General features: G+C 68.4%; 18 protein-coding genes. 2 read left to right on the top strand and 16 right to left on the bottom strand.

Annotated features, from left to right (window positions below; translation table 11 throughout):
• Nucleotides 1-6: 6 nt before the first annotated feature.
• The 8 genes from ACWAT3_RS08990 to ACWAT3_RS08955 all read right to left on the bottom strand — a co-directional run bounded on the left by ACWAT3_RS08990 (nucleotide 7) and on the right by ACWAT3_RS08955 (nucleotide 9,091).
• On the bottom strand, nucleotides 7-1,182 hold the full coding sequence (locus ACWAT3_RS08990; protein ID WP_460797688.1) for a glycoside hydrolase family 3 N-terminal domain-containing protein: 1,176 nt from the start codon (nucleotides 1,180-1,182) through the stop codon (nucleotides 7-9).
• Nucleotides 1,183-1,267: 85 nt separating this feature from the next.
• Nucleotides 1,268-3,769: a phenylalanine--tRNA ligase subunit beta gene (gene pheT / locus ACWAT3_RS08985; RefSeq protein ID WP_460797686.1), complete on the bottom strand. Its 2,502-nt coding sequence runs from the start codon at nucleotides 3,767-3,769 to the stop codon at nucleotides 1,268-1,270.
• On the bottom strand, nucleotides 3,769-4,809 hold the full coding sequence (gene pheS / locus ACWAT3_RS08980; protein ID WP_460797685.1) for a phenylalanine--tRNA ligase subunit alpha: 1,041 nt from the start codon (nucleotides 4,807-4,809) through the stop codon (nucleotides 3,769-3,771). The genes pheT and pheS overlap by 1 nt, the downstream gene beginning before the upstream one ends.
• A gap of 45 nt (nucleotides 4,810-4,854) precedes the next feature.
• On the bottom strand, nucleotides 4,855-5,772 hold the full coding sequence (locus ACWAT3_RS08975; protein WP_460797683.1) for an amino acid ABC transporter permease: 918 nt from the start codon (nucleotides 5,770-5,772) through the stop codon (nucleotides 4,855-4,857).
• Nucleotides 5,769-6,425, bottom strand: coding sequence for an amino acid ABC transporter permease (locus ACWAT3_RS08970; RefSeq protein ID WP_460797681.1), 657 nt, complete (start codon nucleotides 6,423-6,425; stop codon nucleotides 5,769-5,771). Before ACWAT3_RS08970 ends, ACWAT3_RS08975 begins: the two co-directional genes overlap by 4 nt.
• 65 nt (nucleotides 6,426-6,490) lie before the next feature.
• Complete coding sequence (locus ACWAT3_RS08965) at nucleotides 6,491-7,402, bottom strand: glutamate ABC transporter substrate-binding protein (RefSeq protein ID WP_460797679.1); 912 nt, start codon at nucleotides 7,400-7,402, stop codon at nucleotides 6,491-6,493.
• 45 nt (nucleotides 7,403-7,447) lie between these two features.
• A complete protein-coding gene (locus tag ACWAT3_RS08960; protein WP_460797678.1) occupies nucleotides 7,448-8,197 on the bottom strand; it encodes an amino acid ABC transporter ATP-binding protein in 750 nt (249 codons plus the stop codon).
• Between the two features lie 81 nt (nucleotides 8,198-8,278).
• The gene (locus ACWAT3_RS08955; RefSeq protein ID WP_460797676.1) at nucleotides 8,279-9,091 is read right to left on the bottom strand and encodes a TrmH family RNA methyltransferase; all 813 of its coding nucleotides are present in this window, start codon (nucleotides 9,089-9,091) and stop codon (nucleotides 8,279-8,281) included.
• A gap of 94 nt (nucleotides 9,092-9,185) precedes the next feature.
• Between ACWAT3_RS08955 and ACWAT3_RS08950 the strand changes: the two genes are divergently transcribed.
• Nucleotides 9,186-9,602 carry a ribosomal maturation YjgA family protein gene (locus ACWAT3_RS08950; protein WP_460797674.1) on the top strand — a complete coding sequence of 139 codons (417 nt, stop codon included), beginning with the start codon at nucleotides 9,186-9,188 and terminating at the stop codon, nucleotides 9,600-9,602.
• A 54-nt stretch (nucleotides 9,603-9,656) separates the two neighbouring features.
• Here the strand turns inward: ACWAT3_RS08950 and rplT are convergent, their stop codons facing one another.
• The 3 genes from rplT to infC form a co-directional block, all read right to left on the bottom strand.
• Nucleotides 9,657-10,043, bottom strand: a complete 387-nt coding sequence (gene rplT, locus ACWAT3_RS08945) for a 50S ribosomal protein L20 (protein WP_376179528.1) — start codon at nucleotides 10,041-10,043, stop codon at nucleotides 9,657-9,659.
• Nucleotides 10,044-10,076: 33 nt separating this feature from the next.
• Nucleotides 10,077-10,271: a 50S ribosomal protein L35 gene (gene rpmI, locus ACWAT3_RS08940; RefSeq protein WP_017828564.1), complete on the bottom strand. Its 195-nt coding sequence runs from the start codon at nucleotides 10,269-10,271 to the stop codon at nucleotides 10,077-10,079.
• A 76-nt stretch (nucleotides 10,272-10,347) separates the two neighbouring features.
• Nucleotides 10,348-11,028 (bottom strand): translation initiation factor IF-3, encoded by a 681-nt coding sequence (gene infC, locus ACWAT3_RS08935; protein WP_460797671.1) that lies wholly within the window; start codon nucleotides 11,026-11,028, stop codon nucleotides 10,348-10,350.
• A gap of 205 nt (nucleotides 11,029-11,233) precedes the next feature.
• On the opposite strand from infC, the gene ACWAT3_RS08930 reads away from it, so the two are divergent.
• On the top strand, nucleotides 11,234-11,620 hold the full coding sequence (locus ACWAT3_RS08930) for a DUF1844 domain-containing protein (RefSeq protein WP_460797670.1): 387 nt from the start codon (nucleotides 11,234-11,236) through the stop codon (nucleotides 11,618-11,620).
• 252 nt (nucleotides 11,621-11,872) lie between these two features.
• On the opposite strand, the gene ACWAT3_RS08925 is transcribed toward ACWAT3_RS08930, so the two are convergent.
• From ACWAT3_RS08925 to ACWAT3_RS08905, 5 genes are all read right to left on the bottom strand, one after another.
• Nucleotides 11,873-12,658 carry an SseB family protein gene (locus ACWAT3_RS08925; RefSeq protein ID WP_460797668.1) on the bottom strand — a complete coding sequence of 262 codons (786 nt, stop codon included), beginning with the start codon at nucleotides 12,656-12,658 and terminating at the stop codon, nucleotides 11,873-11,875.
• Nucleotides 12,642-13,388, bottom strand: coding sequence for a bifunctional 1-(5-phosphoribosyl)-5-((5-phosphoribosylamino)methylideneamino)imidazole-4-carboxamide isomerase/phosphoribosylanthranilate isomerase PriA (gene priA, locus ACWAT3_RS08920; protein WP_460797667.1), 747 nt, complete (start codon nucleotides 13,386-13,388; stop codon nucleotides 12,642-12,644). The genes ACWAT3_RS08925 and priA overlap by 17 nt, the downstream gene beginning before the upstream one ends.
• 114 nt (nucleotides 13,389-13,502) lie before the next feature.
• Nucleotides 13,503-14,135 (bottom strand): imidazole glycerol phosphate synthase subunit HisH, encoded by a 633-nt coding sequence (gene hisH, locus ACWAT3_RS08915; protein WP_460797665.1) that lies wholly within the window; start codon nucleotides 14,133-14,135, stop codon nucleotides 13,503-13,505.
• Nucleotides 14,132-14,731, bottom strand: coding sequence for an imidazoleglycerol-phosphate dehydratase HisB (gene hisB, locus ACWAT3_RS08910; RefSeq protein WP_460797663.1), 600 nt, complete (start codon nucleotides 14,729-14,731; stop codon nucleotides 14,132-14,134). The genes hisH and hisB overlap by 4 nt, the downstream gene beginning before the upstream one ends.
• The gene (locus ACWAT3_RS08905; protein ID WP_460797753.1) at nucleotides 14,728-15,819 is read right to left on the bottom strand and encodes a histidinol-phosphate transaminase; all 1,092 of its coding nucleotides are present in this window, start codon (nucleotides 15,817-15,819) and stop codon (nucleotides 14,728-14,730) included. The genes hisB and ACWAT3_RS08905 overlap by 4 nt, the downstream gene beginning before the upstream one ends.
• Nucleotides 15,820-15,865: the final 46 nt, after the last annotated feature.

Here is a 15,865-nt window from a genome sequence, read left to right as displayed (position 1 = left end):
AGGACGTCAGGGAGTCAGAGAGGCGGACAGAGCCGCCACCCGCGTCGCCGCCTCGGCCAGGCGGTCGGCGAACGCGGGATCGGATGCCGAGCGCGCCGCGAGCGCGTCGATGATCTGTGTCGCCGTCTCGGGGCTCGAGCCCGCGATCGTCAGCACCATGTCCGCGCCCGCATCGACCGCCATGACGGCGTTGGCGACCGGATCGGCGTAGGCCGGATCGCCGGAGGACAACAGCATGCCGAGATCGTCGGTGACGGCGACACCGGTGAAGCCGAGCTCGTCCCGGAGTATCGCGTACCACTCCGGCGACAGCGTCGCGGGGAGATCCGACACCGCCGTGAATCTCAGATGCCCCATCATGACGAGCTCTGCACCCGCGTCGATCCCTGCGCGGAACGGCAGCGCATCGATCGCCCTCCACTCTTCCAGGCTCAGCGCGGTCGTGGGGATGGAATGGTGCGAGTCCCCCTCCGCGGCGCCGTGTCCGGGGAAGTGCTTGAGGGTCGTCGCGGCGTGTTTCTTCTCACCGGTCACGACCGCGGCGACCCGCTCGGCGACCGCCTGCGGATCGGTCCCGTACGACCGTCGGAAGATGAACGACCCGTCGGAGCGCGGCACATCGGCGACGACGCCGAAGTTGATGTCGATCCCGCCCTGTTCGAGCAACTGGCCGCGGGCGGAGAACGCAGCCTGCGCCGCCGCTGGGTCCTCGCTCTTCAGCGTCCGGGCGGAGGGCAGGTCATCCCACGGCAGACGGGCGACGTCGCCGCCCTCCTCATCCGTCGCGATGAGCGCCCCTGGCGACGCCGCATGCACGGCATCCGTCAGGGAGCGCAGTTCCTCGGGCCCGGCGGGGATGTTGTTCCCCATCAGGATCAGCCCGCGGGGAGCGCCCGCGACGTAGGAAGCAAGGGCCGCCGGATCCGTCCCGTCGGCGTAGCCCATGGTGATGAGAGCGGCCTGCTCTCTGCCCGGCATCTCCGCGACGCGTTCCGCCGCCCGTTCGAGCTCGGTCTTCGGCGTGGGTGTCGGCGTCGGCGTCGGCTCCGGTGACGCCGTCGGAGAGGGTGCGGAGGTCGCACTCTCCGGCCCCGGCCCGGCGGCCGGTGCGCATGCCGCCAGCCCCGCACCCAACGACACCAGCACCGCGGCGGCCGCGAAGCGCCGCTGCGAGATCGTCATGCGTCCATCCTGCCCTGCGTCGACTGGGCGTTCCCTCGATCATCGAGCAGGCGCGGCTCCGCCCGCTCGACGATCGAGCACGCAATCACTCGCGCAGCGTCGCCCCGAATCGCTCGGTCGCGACGGCGACGCCCGCGAGCTTCGCCTCGGTGGCCTCTGCCGCGGTCAGCGTCCGATCCGGCGCACGGAAACGCAGCGCGAACGTCAGGCTCTTCGAACCCTCGGGAAGCCCTTCGCCGCGGTAGTCGTCCACGAGCCGCAGGGATTCCAGCAGTTCGCCTGCGCCCTCGACGAGCGCCTCGCGGAGGTCGCCGGCGGCGAGAGCCGCCGGGACGACCAGCGACACGTCCTGCGTCGCCGCCGGGAAGGTCGACAGGCTCTCGGCCACCACGCGGCCGCCGGCGAGCTCGAGGATGCCGTCGAGATCCAGCTCCAGAACGACCGCGCGCCCTGGGAGGTCCGCGTCGGAGGCCACGTCAGGATGCAGCTCGCCCACGTAGCCGACCTCGGCGCCGCGCACGCTGAGCACACCGGTGCGCCCCGGGTGCAGCGCGGCGCGCTGCCCCTGGACGACGTCGATCTCGGTGCCGGCGGCCACAGCGAGGACCTGAACCACGTCGAGTGCGTCGCTGAGGCCGTACGCCTCGGCGGCGCGCCCCGGCTGGCGCGGTGTCGCGTTGCCCGTGAACAGGGCTGCGATGTGACGACGCTGCGGCGGGATCGAGGCGTTCAGGGCGGCGAGCGTCTCGTCGGACGGACGCGCACCGAGCGGCGGAACCTCGTCGGTGCCGTAGACGACATCGGCTTCGGGGAGGAACACGATGCCGGCCTCGAAGATCGCGACGTCGGTCAAGCCCCTCGCGACGTTTCGATGCGCTGTCTGCAGAAGGCCCGGAACCAGCGAGCGCCGCAGGAACGGCGCCTGGCCGTCGAGAGCGTTCGCCAGACGGATGCTGGCGACATGCTCGCCCGACTCCGATCCGTGCAGATCGTTGTGCGCCTCGGTCGTGAACGGGAACGACGGCGTCTCGACGAGACCCGCAGCGGCCAGCGCATTCGCGACGCGACGACGACCGAGCTGCATCGCCGTCAGCCCGCGGCCGGACGGCGGCGTGGGCAGCACGGACGGGATGCGGATGAGACCGTGGATGCGGGCGACCTCCTCGGCGAGCGTCCACTTGTCGGTGAGGTCTGGACGCCAGCTCGGCGGGATGACGAACCATCCGTCCGAGGTCTCCGCGACCTCGGCGCCGATCATCTCGAGGGCGTCGACGATCTCGGCATCCTCGTAGTCCACCCCGATCAGGCCGGGTACGAACTCGGCCGGAAGGTCGATCCCCGCGATCTCGACCTCGGAGTACAGCGCTCCGCCGATCTCGTCCAGGGTGCCGCCGGCGAGCTCGACCATGAGGTCGGCGACGCGACGAGCCGCGACGAACGGGATGAGGGGGTCGACACCGCGCTCGAAGCGCTTGGACGCCTCGCTGGGCAGCTTGTGCCGGCGCGCGGTGCGCGCGATCGACACCGGGTCGAAGTTCGCGGCTTCGATGAGCACGTTGCGCGTCTCATCCGACATCTCGGTCGTCCCGCCGCCCATGACGCCGGCGAGACCGATCGGACCGGACTCGTCGGTGATGAGCAGGTCCTCGACGTGCAGCGTGCGCTCCTGACCGTCGAGGGTCGTCATCTTCTCGCCCTGCTGCGCACGGCGGACCGTGATCCCACCGGAGAGCTTGTCCAGGTCGTAGCCGTGGATCGGGTTGCCGAGCTCGAGCATGACGTAGTTGGTGATGTCGATGAGCACGCCCAGCGAGCGGATGCCGGCGAGTGCGAGCCGCGACACCATCCACGGCGGCGTCGGCCGGGTCGGATCGACATCGCGGACAACGCGGACGACGAACTCCTGCACCGCGGGCGCTTCGCGCAGCGGCTCAGCGGTGACGGCGAGCGGGAAGCCGGCCCCTGGGGCCACTTCGTCCCACTCGTGCTCGGCCGGGTCGCGGAAGTCCGCACCCGTGGCGTGCGCGTACTCGCGTGCCACGCCGCGGAGCGAGAACGCGTAGCCACGGTCCGGCGTGACGTTGATCTCGATGGCTACGTCGTCCAGGCCCAGCAGGGCGAGGGCGTCGGTGCCCACCTCGGGGTCGAGACCCAGCGTCGACAGGACCAGGATGCCGTTGTGCTCGTCCCCCAGGCCGAGTTCGCGCGCCGAGGCGATCATGCCGTCCGACACGTGTCCGTAGGTCTTGCGTGCCGCGATCGGGAACGGACCGGGGAGCACCGCGCCGGGCAGCGTCGCCACGATCTTGTCGCCGACGGCGAAGTTGCTGGCGCCGCACACGATACCGCGGACGCCGCCGTTCGCGTCGCCGACGTCGACCTGGCACCACCGGATGGTCTTGCCGTTCGACTGCGGCTCCTCATCGAATGACAGGACCTCTCCGACGACGACGGGGCCGGAGATCTCGACCCGGTGGATCTCCTCCTCCTCGAAGCCGACGGCCACGAGGGACGCGAAGACGTCCTCAGGGGTGGCATCCGCTGCCACATCCACGTACTCACGCAACCACGAAAGCGGGACGCGCATCACACCACCATCCCGAACTGCTCGCTGAAGCGGACATCGCCCTCGGCCATGTCGCGCATGTCCTTCACATCACTGCGGAACATCAGCGCCCGCTCGATGCCCATGCCGAACGCGAAACCGCTGTAGACCTCCGGATCGATGCCGGCGGCCCGCAGCACGTTCGGGTTGATCATTCCGCAGCCGCCCCATTCGATCCAGCGCGCGCCGCCCTTGAACGTCGGGTGCCACAGGTCGACCTCGGCCGACGGCTCCGTGAACGGGAAGTAGTTGGTGCGGAAGCGGGTCTTCGCCTCCGGCCCGAACAGGGCGCGCGCGACGTGGTCGAGGGTGCCCTTGAGATGCGCCATCGTGATGCCCTGATCGACGACGAGCCCCTCGAACTGGGTGAACACCGGCAGATGCGTGGCATCGAACTCGTCGGTGCGGTAGACCCGCCCAGGGCACAGCACGTAGATCGGAATCTCGCGCTCGATCATCGAGCGCACCTGGACGGGACTCGTGTGCGTGCGCATCACGAGGTGGCGCGAGGTCGGGTCGACGTAGAACGTGTCCTGCTCCTGGCGGGCGGGGTGATCCACGTCGAAGTTCAGAGCGTCGAAGTTGAACCACTCGTGCTCGAGCTCCGGCCCCTCCGCGATCTCCCAGCCCATCCCGACGAAGATGTCGCACACCTCGTCCTGCAGGAGGGTCAGCGGATGCCGTGCACCCACGCGCGTGCGCGAGGACACCGCGGTGATGTCGACGCGCTCGGCCTCGAGACGCGCAGCCGTCTCGGCTGCGGCGAGCTCGGTCTCTTTCGCGGCGAGCGCCTGCGAGACCCGGCCGCGCCCTTGGCCGACGAGCTTGCCGAACGCCGCCTTGTGCTCGGGGGCGACCTGGCGCATCGAGGCGTTGAGGACCGCCAGGGGCGACCCCTCCCCGACATGCGCCGCACGCGCGGCCTTCAGCTCTGCGGTGCTGGCGGCGGCGGCGATCGCATCGAGCGCTGCTGCGACGGCGGTCTCCACCGCCTCGGGCGTGATCTCAGGTACGTCTGACACGAGAATCGAGTCTACCGGCGCGCGATGAGCGCGCCGTGCCGTCGATCACCGGAGGCCGGAATCCAAACCGTCCCTGCCGGCACCCTTCTGCATCGCGATCGCCTCGGTGAGCGTCGACTCGTCATCGGCCGCCGGGTTGTGCGCCGTCGCGATCGCCCGCAGCTTCGTCGAACGACGCGTGCGGATCTCGAGGTACTTCGCGATGCCGGAGAGGATCAGACACATGACGATGTAGATGCCGCCGATGATGAACGCGGACTGCAGGATCGGCCGGCCCTGCTGGGAGCTGAGCAGCTTCGCGTAATACAGCAGCTCGGGGTAGGTGATGATGAACCCGAGCGCGGTGTCCTTCATCGTCACGACGAGCTGAGCCACGATGACGGGCAGCATGACGCGGACGGCCTGCGGGAGCAGGATGAGCCGCATGACACCGCTCTTGCGCAGACCGATCGCGTAGCCGGCCTCCTTCTGCCCACGCGGCAGCGACTCGATGCCGGCGCGCAGCACCTCCGCGAGCACTGAACCGTTGTAGGCCATCAGCGCGAGTACGACGGCCCAATAAGGGTCCATCTTGATGCCGAGCGACGGCAGACCGAAGTACAGCAGCATCATCAGGACGAGCACGGGGATGGCTCGGAAGAGTTCGGTGATCGCCGTGATCGGAATGCGCACCCACGCGTGATCGGAGAGCCGTCCGATCGCCAGCACGAAGCCGAGAACCAGACTGAGCACGGCCGCGAGTGCGAAGGCCGCGAGCGTGTTGACCAGGTGGACGCCGATCTGCTCCCACACCCGGGTGAACGTGAAGACGTACCACTTGCTCGCGTCGAACTGCCCAGAGACGTAGAGGCGATAGACCAGGAAGCCGAGCACGGCGAGGACGACCAGCACCGTGACGACGCCGAGGATGCGGTTGCGTGCGATGGCCTTCGGACCGGGCACATCGTAGAGAACGGAAGTCATCGTGCGATCCTCCATCGCCTCTCAAGAGAGTTCTGCACCCAGCTGAGCAGCAGCACCAGGACAACGAAGATGATGGCCACCCAGAGCAGGACTTCCATGGGGTTGCCAGGGCGCGTGTGCGAATCGTTGATCGCGGCACGCACCGACGCGAGTTCGGCGACGGAGAATCCGGCAGCGACCGTCGTGTTCTTGAGCAGAGCGATGAAGACGCTCATCATGGGCGGCACCACGGAACGGAAAGCCTGCGGCAGCACGATCAGCGACATCACCTGGCCGAACGGCAGGCCGATCGCGCGGGCGGCCTCGGCCTGGCCGACCGGAACCGTGGCGATTCCGGCTCGCAGGACCTCGGCGACGTACGTGGCGGTATAGATGCCGATCGCGAGGATGCCGAGAGTCAGATTGCTCAGCTTCGGCAGACCGAGCTGCGGGTACCCGAAGACGAAGAAGAAGAAGACCAGGGTGAGGGGCGTGTTCCTGACGAGGTTCACGTACACCGTGCCGACGCCGCGGGCGATCGGAACAGGCGAGACGCGCATCGCGCCGACGATCACGCCGAGCACGAGCGCGATCGCTCCGCCGGCGAAGAACACGATCAGCGTGTTCAGGAGCGCTGCGCTCCACAGGTCGAGGTTGCCGAAGACGACGTCCACTGCGCCCTGCCCTTCTCAAGTAGGTGAGGAGGGGACGACCGGATGGCCGTCCCCTCCGCGGTCAATCAGTCGACAGCGGGCTGCTCGACCTCGATGCCGCTAGAACCCAGGTTCGCGTCGAAGATCGCCTGCCAGATGTCGCCACCGTCCGTGAAGAGGGTGTTGATGTGCTCCTGCAGCGCGGTGTCGCCCTTGGGCAGGCCGACGCCGTAGCGCTCTTCGGTGAACAGCCCGCCGACGACCTTGACGTCGTCCGGGTACTGCGCCGCGTAGCCGATCAGGATCGCCTGGTCGGTGGTGACGGCATCCACTTTGCCGGAGATCAGGTCCTCGACGCAGGCCGAGTACAGGTCGTACTCCTGCGTCTTGATCTCGGGGTAGTTCTCCTTGATGTTCTGGATCGGGGTGGAACCGGTCGCCGAGCAGACGGTCATGCCGTTGAAGTCCGAAACATCCTCGACATCGGTGATCTCGCTGTCCGCGCCGACCAGGAAGCCCTGACCGGTGATGAAGTACGGACCGGCGAAGTCGATCTGCTCCTTGCGCTTGTCGGTGATCGAGTACGTGCCGACGTAGTAGTCGATGTCGCCGTTCACGAGCGCCTGCTCGCGGTTCGCCGAAGCGATCGGCTGGAACTCGATCTGCTCCTCCTCGAAGCCGAGGGACGCAGCGATCCAGCGCGCGATGTCCACGTCGAAGCCGGTGCGCTCCCCCGTCGTGACGTCCAGGTAGCCGAGACCGGGCTGGTCCTCCTTGACGCCGATGATGACGCCGTCGCGCGCCGTCATGGCATCGAACGTCGGGCTGCCTTCCAGCGTGACGTCCTCAGCGACCTCGAACCAGGTCGTGTCCTCGCCGGCGTCGCCGCCGCCGGTGTCGCCGCCGGGGTCGGACGGCGTGCCGCTGTTGCAGCCGGTCAGCGCGAGCAGCGCTGCTGCCGCGATCCCGATCCCTGCCAGTGTCCGTGTGCGTCGCATGTGCGTCTCCTTCGTGTGCTGTGTGTGCAGGATGGTCAAGTCGGATCAGTGCGTGAGGAGCTTCGAGAGGAAGTCCTTCGCGCGGTCGCTCTTCGGGTTCGTGAAGAACTCCTCGGGCGTCGCCTCTTCGACGATCTTCCCGTCCGCCATGAAGACGACGCGGTTCGCGGCCTTGCGCGCGAAGCCCATCTCGTGCGTGACGACGATCATCGTCATCCCGTCCTTGGCGAGTTCGACCATGACGTCGAGGACCTCGTTGATCATCTCGGGGTCGAGCGCGCTGGTCGGCTCGTCGAACAGCATCACCTTGGGGTTCATCGCCAGCGCTCGTGCGATCGCGACGCGCTGCTGCTGGCCGCCGGAGAGCTGCGCCGGGAGCTTCGATGCCTGCTGGGCGACGCCGACGCGGTCGAGCAGCAGCATCGCCTCCTTCTCGGCATCCGCCTTCTTCATGCCGCGGACCTTGATCGGCCCGAGCGTGACGTTCTCGAGGATCGTCAGGTGGGCGAAGAGGTTGAACGACTGGAAGACCATGCCGACATCGGCGCGCAGGTGCGCGAGGCCCTTGCCCTCGGCGGGCAGTTCCTTGCCGTCGATAGAGATCGTTCCGCTCGTGATCGTCTCGAGCCGGTTGATGGTGCGGCACAGCGTCGACTTGCCGGACCCGGAGGGCCCGATCACGACGACGACCTCGCCCTTGCCGACAGTGAGGTTGATATCGGTCAGCGCCTGGAACTCGCCGTAGTGCTTCTGGACATTGTCCACGACGACAAGGGGCGCACCAGTCTCGGTCATGCTCCCCACCCTAGGAGTCGGGAGCCCCCGGAACCAGAGCCGAATCGCCCGAGTTACACAGTTGTAACCGGGCGGAATCGTTCAGCGCGCGGCGGCTGCGCGTTGCGTGAACGCGCTCTCGTACAGGCAGACGCTCGCCGCGGTGGCGAGGTTCAGAGATTCCGCGCGTCCGAAGATCGGCAGCTTGAGCGCGCGATCGGCCAGCGCGAGCGACTCGTCCTCGAGTCCGCGGGCCTCATTGCCGAACAGCCAGGCGGTGGGGCCGTCCAGCACGCCCTCCGCACGGGCGGCCAGCAGGTCATCGCCCTTTACATCGGCCGCCAGCACCGTGATCCCGGCGGCGCGTGCCCGCGCCACGACATCCACCAGGTCGCCGCCGACCGACACCGGAAGGTGGAACAGGGACCCCGTCGTCGCACGGACGACCTTCGGGTTGTACGGGTCGACGGTGCGTCCGGTGAGGACCACGGCATCCGCGCCGGCGGCATCCGCGGCCCGGATGATGGTCCCGAGGTTGCCCGGATCGCGCACTTCCTCACAGATCGCGATCAGCCGCGGGGATGCCGCGAAAATCTCCTTCACGGCGGTCGGGGTCTGCTGGACGACCGCGACGAGCCCCTGCGGAGTGACGGTGTCCGCCATCGCGTTCAGGACGTACTCAGTGACGTATTCCACTACGACGCCGTGCTGGGTCGCCTTGGCCCGTATGTCCGGATGCTTCTCCCACCCGTTCGGCGTCGAGAACAGCTCGACGATCGCGTCCGGACGGTAAGAGAGCGCTTCGCGCACCGCCTGCGGGCCCTCCAACAGGAACAGGCCCGTCTCGGTGCGGGCACTGCGCTTGGTGAGCTTGGCGACAGCGCGAACACGGGGGGACCGGGGATTCTCCAGCACGATCTCAGTCTAGGGACACCGGGACCGCTCCCGCGCGCATCGCGGAGCGCTGTTCACTCGGCGTCCACGCAGATGAGCGGGTTAGTGTGCCCTGGTGCCATCCGCCGTCCCCCGCTCTCCGAATCGTCGGCGCGCCGCCGTCGGTTCGGCCGCTGCCCTCACGCTCGCGGCGGGCCTTCTCGTGCACCGTTACGGCTCGGGGGATGCCGGCGACATCGTCGGCGACGCGCTGTATGCGACGCTCATCTACCTCCTGCTGGCACTGCTCGCCCCGCGCAGCCCGCGGCGCCTGATCGGCGCGCTCGCGCTCATCTTCTGCGCGCTCGTGGAGTTCCTGCAGCTCACCGGCATCCCGCGCGAGGCGGCGACCGTCTTCCCGCCGGCCGCCCTGGTCCTCGGTGCCGGGTTCGACCAGCGGGACCTGCTGGTCTATGCGGCGGCCGTGGTCATCGTGATGATCATCGACGTCGCGCTCTCGCGCGCCACGCGACCACGGTCGCACACGGCGTAGAGACGATGAAACGGGCGCCCTCCCGAAGGAGGACGCCCGTTTCCGAGAGGATGCTTACGCAGCCGTCTTCGGCGCGTTCACGTCCGAAGGCAGAGCCTTCTTGGCCGTCTCGACGAGCGAGGCGAACGTGGCCGGCTCGTTCACCGCGAGCTCGGCGAGCATGCGACGGTCGACCTGCACACCCGCGAGGCCGAGGCCCTGGATGAAGCGGTTGTACGTGATGCCGTTCTGGCGGGCCGCAGCGTTGATGCGCTGGATCCACAGACGGCGGAAGTCGCCCTTGCGCTTGCGACGGTCGCGGTACGCGTAGACGAGGGAGTGAGTGACCTGCTCCTTGGCCTTGCGGTACAGACGCGAACGCTGACCGCGGTAACCGGACGCGCGCTCGAGGATGACGCGACGCTTCTTGTGGGCGTTGACCGCCCTCTTGACTCTTGCCATTTTCCTGTATTCCTGTTCGTGCGTTCGGGCGCGTCAGCGACCGAGAAGCTTCTTCGCGACCTTGGTGTCAGCCTTCGACAGCACCTGGTCCTGGTTGAGGCGGCGGGTGCGACGGCTCGACTTGTGCTCGAGGTTGTGGCGCATACCGGCCTGCTGCTTCTTCAGCTTTCCGCTTCCGGTGATCTTGAAGCGCTTCTTAGCACCCGAGTGGGTCTTCTGCTTCGGCATCTTCTCTTCCTTCGTATGGCGCCTTCTCAGGCGACGGTGTTCACCCGCGCAATGCGGGAGTCTGTGGGGGCGGGTGTTACTCCGCTGCGGCCTTGTCCGCGGCATCCGCGGTGTCCGCGGTCTTGCCATCGCGGGCGGCCTGCTTGTTCGCGGCGCGCTGAGCGTCGCGGACGGCGTTCTGCTCGGCCTTCGCTTCGGACTTGTTCTTCAGCGGAGCGACGACCATGACCATGTTGCGTCCATCGATCGTGGGGTTCGACTCCACGGTCCCGAACTCGGCGACATCCTCCGCGAACTTGCGGAGCAGACGCACACCCTGCTCGGGACGCGACTGCTCTCGTCCACGGAACAGGATCATCGCCTTCACCTTGTCGCCGGCCTTCAGGAAGCCCTCGGCACGCTTGAGCTTCGTCGTGTAGTCGTGAGCCTCGATCTTCAGACGGAAGCGGACTTCCTTGAGGATCGTGTTCGCCTGGTTGCGGCGAGCTTCCTTCGCCTTCTGGGCGGCCTCGTACTTGAACTTGCCATAGTCCATGATCTTGACCACGGGCGGCTTCGAGTTGGGGGCAACCTCGACCAGGTCGAGGTCGGCTTCCTGCGCAAGGCGCAGCGCCGCCTCGATACGGACGACGCCGATCTGCTCACCCGCGGGACCGACGAGGCGGACCTCGGGGACGCGGATGCGCTCATTGGTGCGGGGATCGCTGATGCGGAACTCCTTAGACGATGGTTTCGGCCACCAGGATGCGGTTGGCATCCCGGGCGAAATCAGAATCGTCTCCCACCCACCGGCGTTCAGACACCGGCTGGCACCCTGTCTGCCGGCCGCTCTTTCGAACGGAACCGGTGGAGTGCAAGACCCGGTAGCCTGGAACGGCAAGCGCGGGTGGGAAGTGAATCCTCTTTCGTACCGGAACAAAACGTTCCGGAGCCCGGCACAGTCTAACAGAAGGCAAGGCGAAGTGACGACTCAGGCATCAGGCGACGACCACAGGCATGACGAGTGGGCTCGGCAGGAGGATGCCGCGACCGCCGCATCCCGCGATATCGCCGATGTTCCGGCGGTCGAGGTGATCACCACGACCGCGGTGCACCTCATGAGCGCGGCGGCCGTGAAGCTCGGCCTCGCCGACGACCCCGACACGCAGCTCGACCTCGACGAGGCGCGCAAGCTCATCAACGCGCTGGCCGGCCTCATCACCGCCGGGGCGCCGGAGATCAGCGACATGCACGCCCGTTCGCTGCGCGATGGACTGCGGTCGCTGCAGCTCGCGTTCCGCGAGGCATCCACCATCCAGGACCCGATCGGCAAGGGGCCGGGCGAGAAGTGGACGGGGCCGGTCACGTAATTCGGTCAGCCGGCTTCGGCCCTGCGGGCTCCGGGGCGCCGCCTTCGCTCGCAGAGTGGGCCCCTCCCGCTTCGCGGGCCCCTCCCGATGCTCGCTCCGGTCGGCGCCCCTGCGCCCTCCGGACCTGCGTCCTCACGATTCCATGATCGGTGGATGAGGAGGAGGCTTTCACGACGTCCCCGCTGACTCCGGCTGCTCGCTCGTATCCGTCGCTGAACTGGTGAACGGGGAGGGACGGGCGGAGCGTCGCTGTCAGGCGGAGCGGCGGAGTTTCACCGTCAGGGAATCGGCGAGGACGGCGATGCGGTCATCGGCGGCCCAGCGCTGCGCGAGGCGCGCGAGCACAGCATCCAGAACGTCGCGCTCCAGCCCGTCGACGAGCTCGAGGATGACGACGAGCTCGGGCCCGCGCAGCCGCGCATCGGGGTCCCCCGGCGCCACCGCGACATCGATCACGGCGAGCTCATGCGCGACGCTCGCCTGCAGCGCCGCGTACACCTCGGGCGAGAGGAAGCTCGGCTCCCAGGCCTGCCCCTGCGCAACGGCCCAGACGGCCGGACGGCGCAGCACGAACTCCGTGTCGCTGGTCGGATCGAGCACGATCAGATCGGTGTCCTCGGCGGAAGCGGCCAGCGCTGCCCTGACAGCCTCGACCGGGATCGGCCGGGCCGAAGCATTCCACCGCTGCATCGCCTGGACGGAGGAGAACACGGGCTGCACGCGCCGTCCGTCCGGCGCCGCGACCGTGACGATGGACAGCTCCTGCGTCTTGTCGACCGCGAGCCCAGAAGGAGCGACGCCCTCTTCGCCCTTCTCGGCGATCAGCGGGATCAGGACGCGCGCCGCACGGAAGGCGTCGACGACCTCGACCTGACTGCCCGCTCCCGCGCGGAAGCGGACAAGCGCATCGAGCAGCGCAGGATCGGCCGAACCGTCGTCCGCAGCGTGCGGGTTCGACTCGAAGCTGCGCCCCTCCCAGGGAACGCCGGCCGAGTCACCCTCGTTCGGGTGGTCGCAGGAATCAGTCCCCTGCGACATCCAGCGCCTCAGCCAGCGTGAACGCGCCGGCGTAGAGTGCCTTGCCGACGATCGCGCCCTCGACGCCCAGCGGCACGAGCTCGCGCAGCGCCGCGATGTCGTCGAGGCTGGAGATGCCCCCGGAGGCGACGACGGGCTTCGGGGTGCGCGAAGCAACCTCGCGCAGAAGTTCGAGGTTCGGCCCGCGCAGCGTGCCGTCCTTGGTCACGTCGGTCACGACGTAACGGCTGCAGCCCGCCTCCTCGAGACGGTCGAGGACCTCCCAGAGGTCCCCGCCCTCTTCGGTCCAGCCGCGCGCCGCCAGCGTCGTACCGCGGACATCCAGCCCGACGGCCACGGCCTCTCCGTAGCGGCCGATGACATCCGCCGCCCACTCCGGGTTCTCCAGAGCCGCCGTGCCGAGGTTGATGCGGGACGCACCGGTCTCGAGCGCGGCCTCGAGGCTCGCGTCGTCACGGATGCCGCCGGAGAGCTCGACGTTCACGTTGCGGAACTGCTTGATGACCTTGCGGAGGATGCTCGCGTTCGAGCCGCGTCCGAACGCGGCGTCGAGGTCGACGAGGTGGATCCACTCAGCGCCTTGATCGACCCATTCGGCCGCGGCATCCAACGGGTCGCCGTAGCTGGTCTCGCTGCCCGCCTCGCCCTGGGTGAGCCGCACCGCCTTGCCGCCGGCCACATCGACGGCCGGGAGAAGGATCAGGCTGGGTGTTGACGCGAAGTCGTTCATGTCGTCCTCGGGTGGGATGGATGCGCTCCGTTGGCGGGCACGAGACACGAGACTAGTCCGCCCGGCGGCACGGTTCAAAACGGTGACCTCCGCGTGACGGCATGCGTCATCGACTCAGAGCGTGCCGACCCAGTTGCGCAGCAGCTGGATGCCGGCCTCGCCGGACTTCTCGGGATGGAACTGCGTCGCGGAAAGCGGCCCATTCTCGACGGCGGCGAGGAACGGCGAACCATACGTCGCCCACGTCAGCGCGGGCTCGGGGAACGGCGGCATGACGTCCAGTTCCCAGTGCTGCGCGGCGAAGGAGTGCACGAAGTAGAAGCGCTCGTCCTCGATGCCCCGGAACAGCACGCTGCCCTCATCCGGCGTCACCGTGTTCCAGCCCATGTGCGGCAGCACGGGAGCGTCGAGTTCGGTGACGGCCCCGGGCCACTCCCCCAGTCCCTCGGTGTCGACGCCGCGCTCGACACCGTGCTCGAAGAGCACCTGCATGCCGACGCAGATCCCGAGCACGGGGCGCCCACCGGCCAGGCGCCGCTCGATGATCTCATCGCCGCCGTGCGACGCGAGCGCCTCGCGCACGGCGGAGAACGCACCGACGCCCGGCACGACGAGGCCGTCCGCCTCGAGCGCCTCTGCCCTGTTCCCGGTGAGCACGGCATCCGCACCGGCCGCGATCAGCGCCTTGACGGCGGAGTGGACATTGCCGGACTCGTAATCGAAGACGGCGACCCGGGGGCGACTCACAGCGCGCCCTTGGTGGACGGGATGCCGACGATCTGCGGGTCGAGCGCCTTGGCCTGACGGAACGCGCGTGCGAAGGCCTTGTACTCGGCCTCGGCGATGTGATGAGGGTCACGCCCGCCGAGCACGCGCACGTGGACCGTGAGCCCGGCGTTGAAGGTGATCGCCTCGAACGAGTGGCGCACGAGCGACCCGGTGAAGTGCCCGCCGATGAGGTGGTGCTCGAAGCCGACGGGCTCGCCGGTGTGCACGAGGTAGGGGCGGCCGCTGATGTCGACGACGGCCTGAGCGAGCGCTTCGTCGAGCGGGACGAGCGCGTCGCCGTAACGGGAGATGCCCGATTTGTCGCCCAGCGCATCGCGGATCGTCTGTCCGAGCACGATAGAGATGTCCTCGACCGTGTGGTGAGCGTCGATGTTCGTGTCGCCGGAGGCGCGCACCGTGAGGTCCGTCAGCGAGTGCTTGGCGAACGCCGTGAGCATGTGATCGAAGAAGGGCACCGACGTGTCGATGTGGCTGATGCCCGAACCGTCCAGGTTCAGCTCGAGCTCGACGGACGACTCGGACGTGCTGCGGGTGCGGCTGGCGGTACGGCTCATGAGGCCGATTCTATCGATGCCAGTGCGTCCAGGAACGCCGTCGTCTCGGCCTCGGTGCCAGCCGTGACCCGCAGGTGTCCTGCGATTCCGACGTCCCGCACGAGAACCCCCTGGTCGTACAGCGCCTGCCAGGTCGCCTTCGGATCTGCCACGCCGCCGAAGAGCACGAAGTTCGACCAGGAGTCGTGCGGCGAGTAGCCCAGCGCTTCGAGCGTCGCCGTGATCCGGTCGCGCTGCTCGACGATCTCGTCGACCATGGCGAGCATGGTGTCGGCGTTGCGCAGCGCGGCGATCGCCGCGGCCTGCGTGAGAGCGCTCAGGTGATAGGGCAGTCGGACAAGGCGCAGCGCGTCGATGAAGACGGGATCCGCAGCGAGATAGCCCACGCGCGCACCGGCGAATGCGAAGGCCTTGCTCATGGTGCGGGAGATCGCCAGACGCGGACGCCCGCCGAGCAGCGTCAGCGCGGACGGCGCATCGCGAGGCGCGAACTCCTGATACGCCTCGTCGACGACGACGATGCCACGGGATGCTTCGTACACGGCCTCGACGACATCGAGGCCGAGCGGCGTGCCGGTGGGGTTGTTCGGCGAGCACAGCAGGACGATGTCCGGGTCGGCGGCGGCCACCTGCGCCGCGGCATCGTCCGGCGTCACCGTGTAGTCGGGCTCGCGCGTCCCGGCGATCCAGGTGGATCCCGTGCCCTGCGCGATCAGCGGGTACATCGAGTAGGTCGGGGCGAAGCCGAAGGCGGTGCGCCCCGGGCCTCCGAACGCCTGCGCGATGTGCTGCAGTACTTCGTTCGATCCGTTGCCCGCCCAGATCTGATCCGCCGACAGTTCGTGGCCGAGGTACTCGGCGAAGCTCTCGCGCAAGGTCGTGAACTCGCGGTCCGGGTAGCGGTTCACATCCCGAAGAGCGACCGCGATGTCGTCGAGGATGTCGCTCGCGACGGCATCCGGAACCGGGTGGGTGTTCTCGTTGACGTTCAGCGCGACCGGAAGCGGCGCCTGTGGAGCGCCGTACGGGGTGAGGCCGCGCAGATCATCGCGGAGGGGAAGGTCATCGAGGGAGGTCACCCGCCCCATGCTACCGAGGCCCTCCGGCCGGCCGAGGCCGATGTGACGAACCGTC

The organism is Microbacterium sp. GXF0217, assembly GCF_054798195.1.
This window is presented reverse-complemented; position numbering and strand designations above follow the sequence as displayed.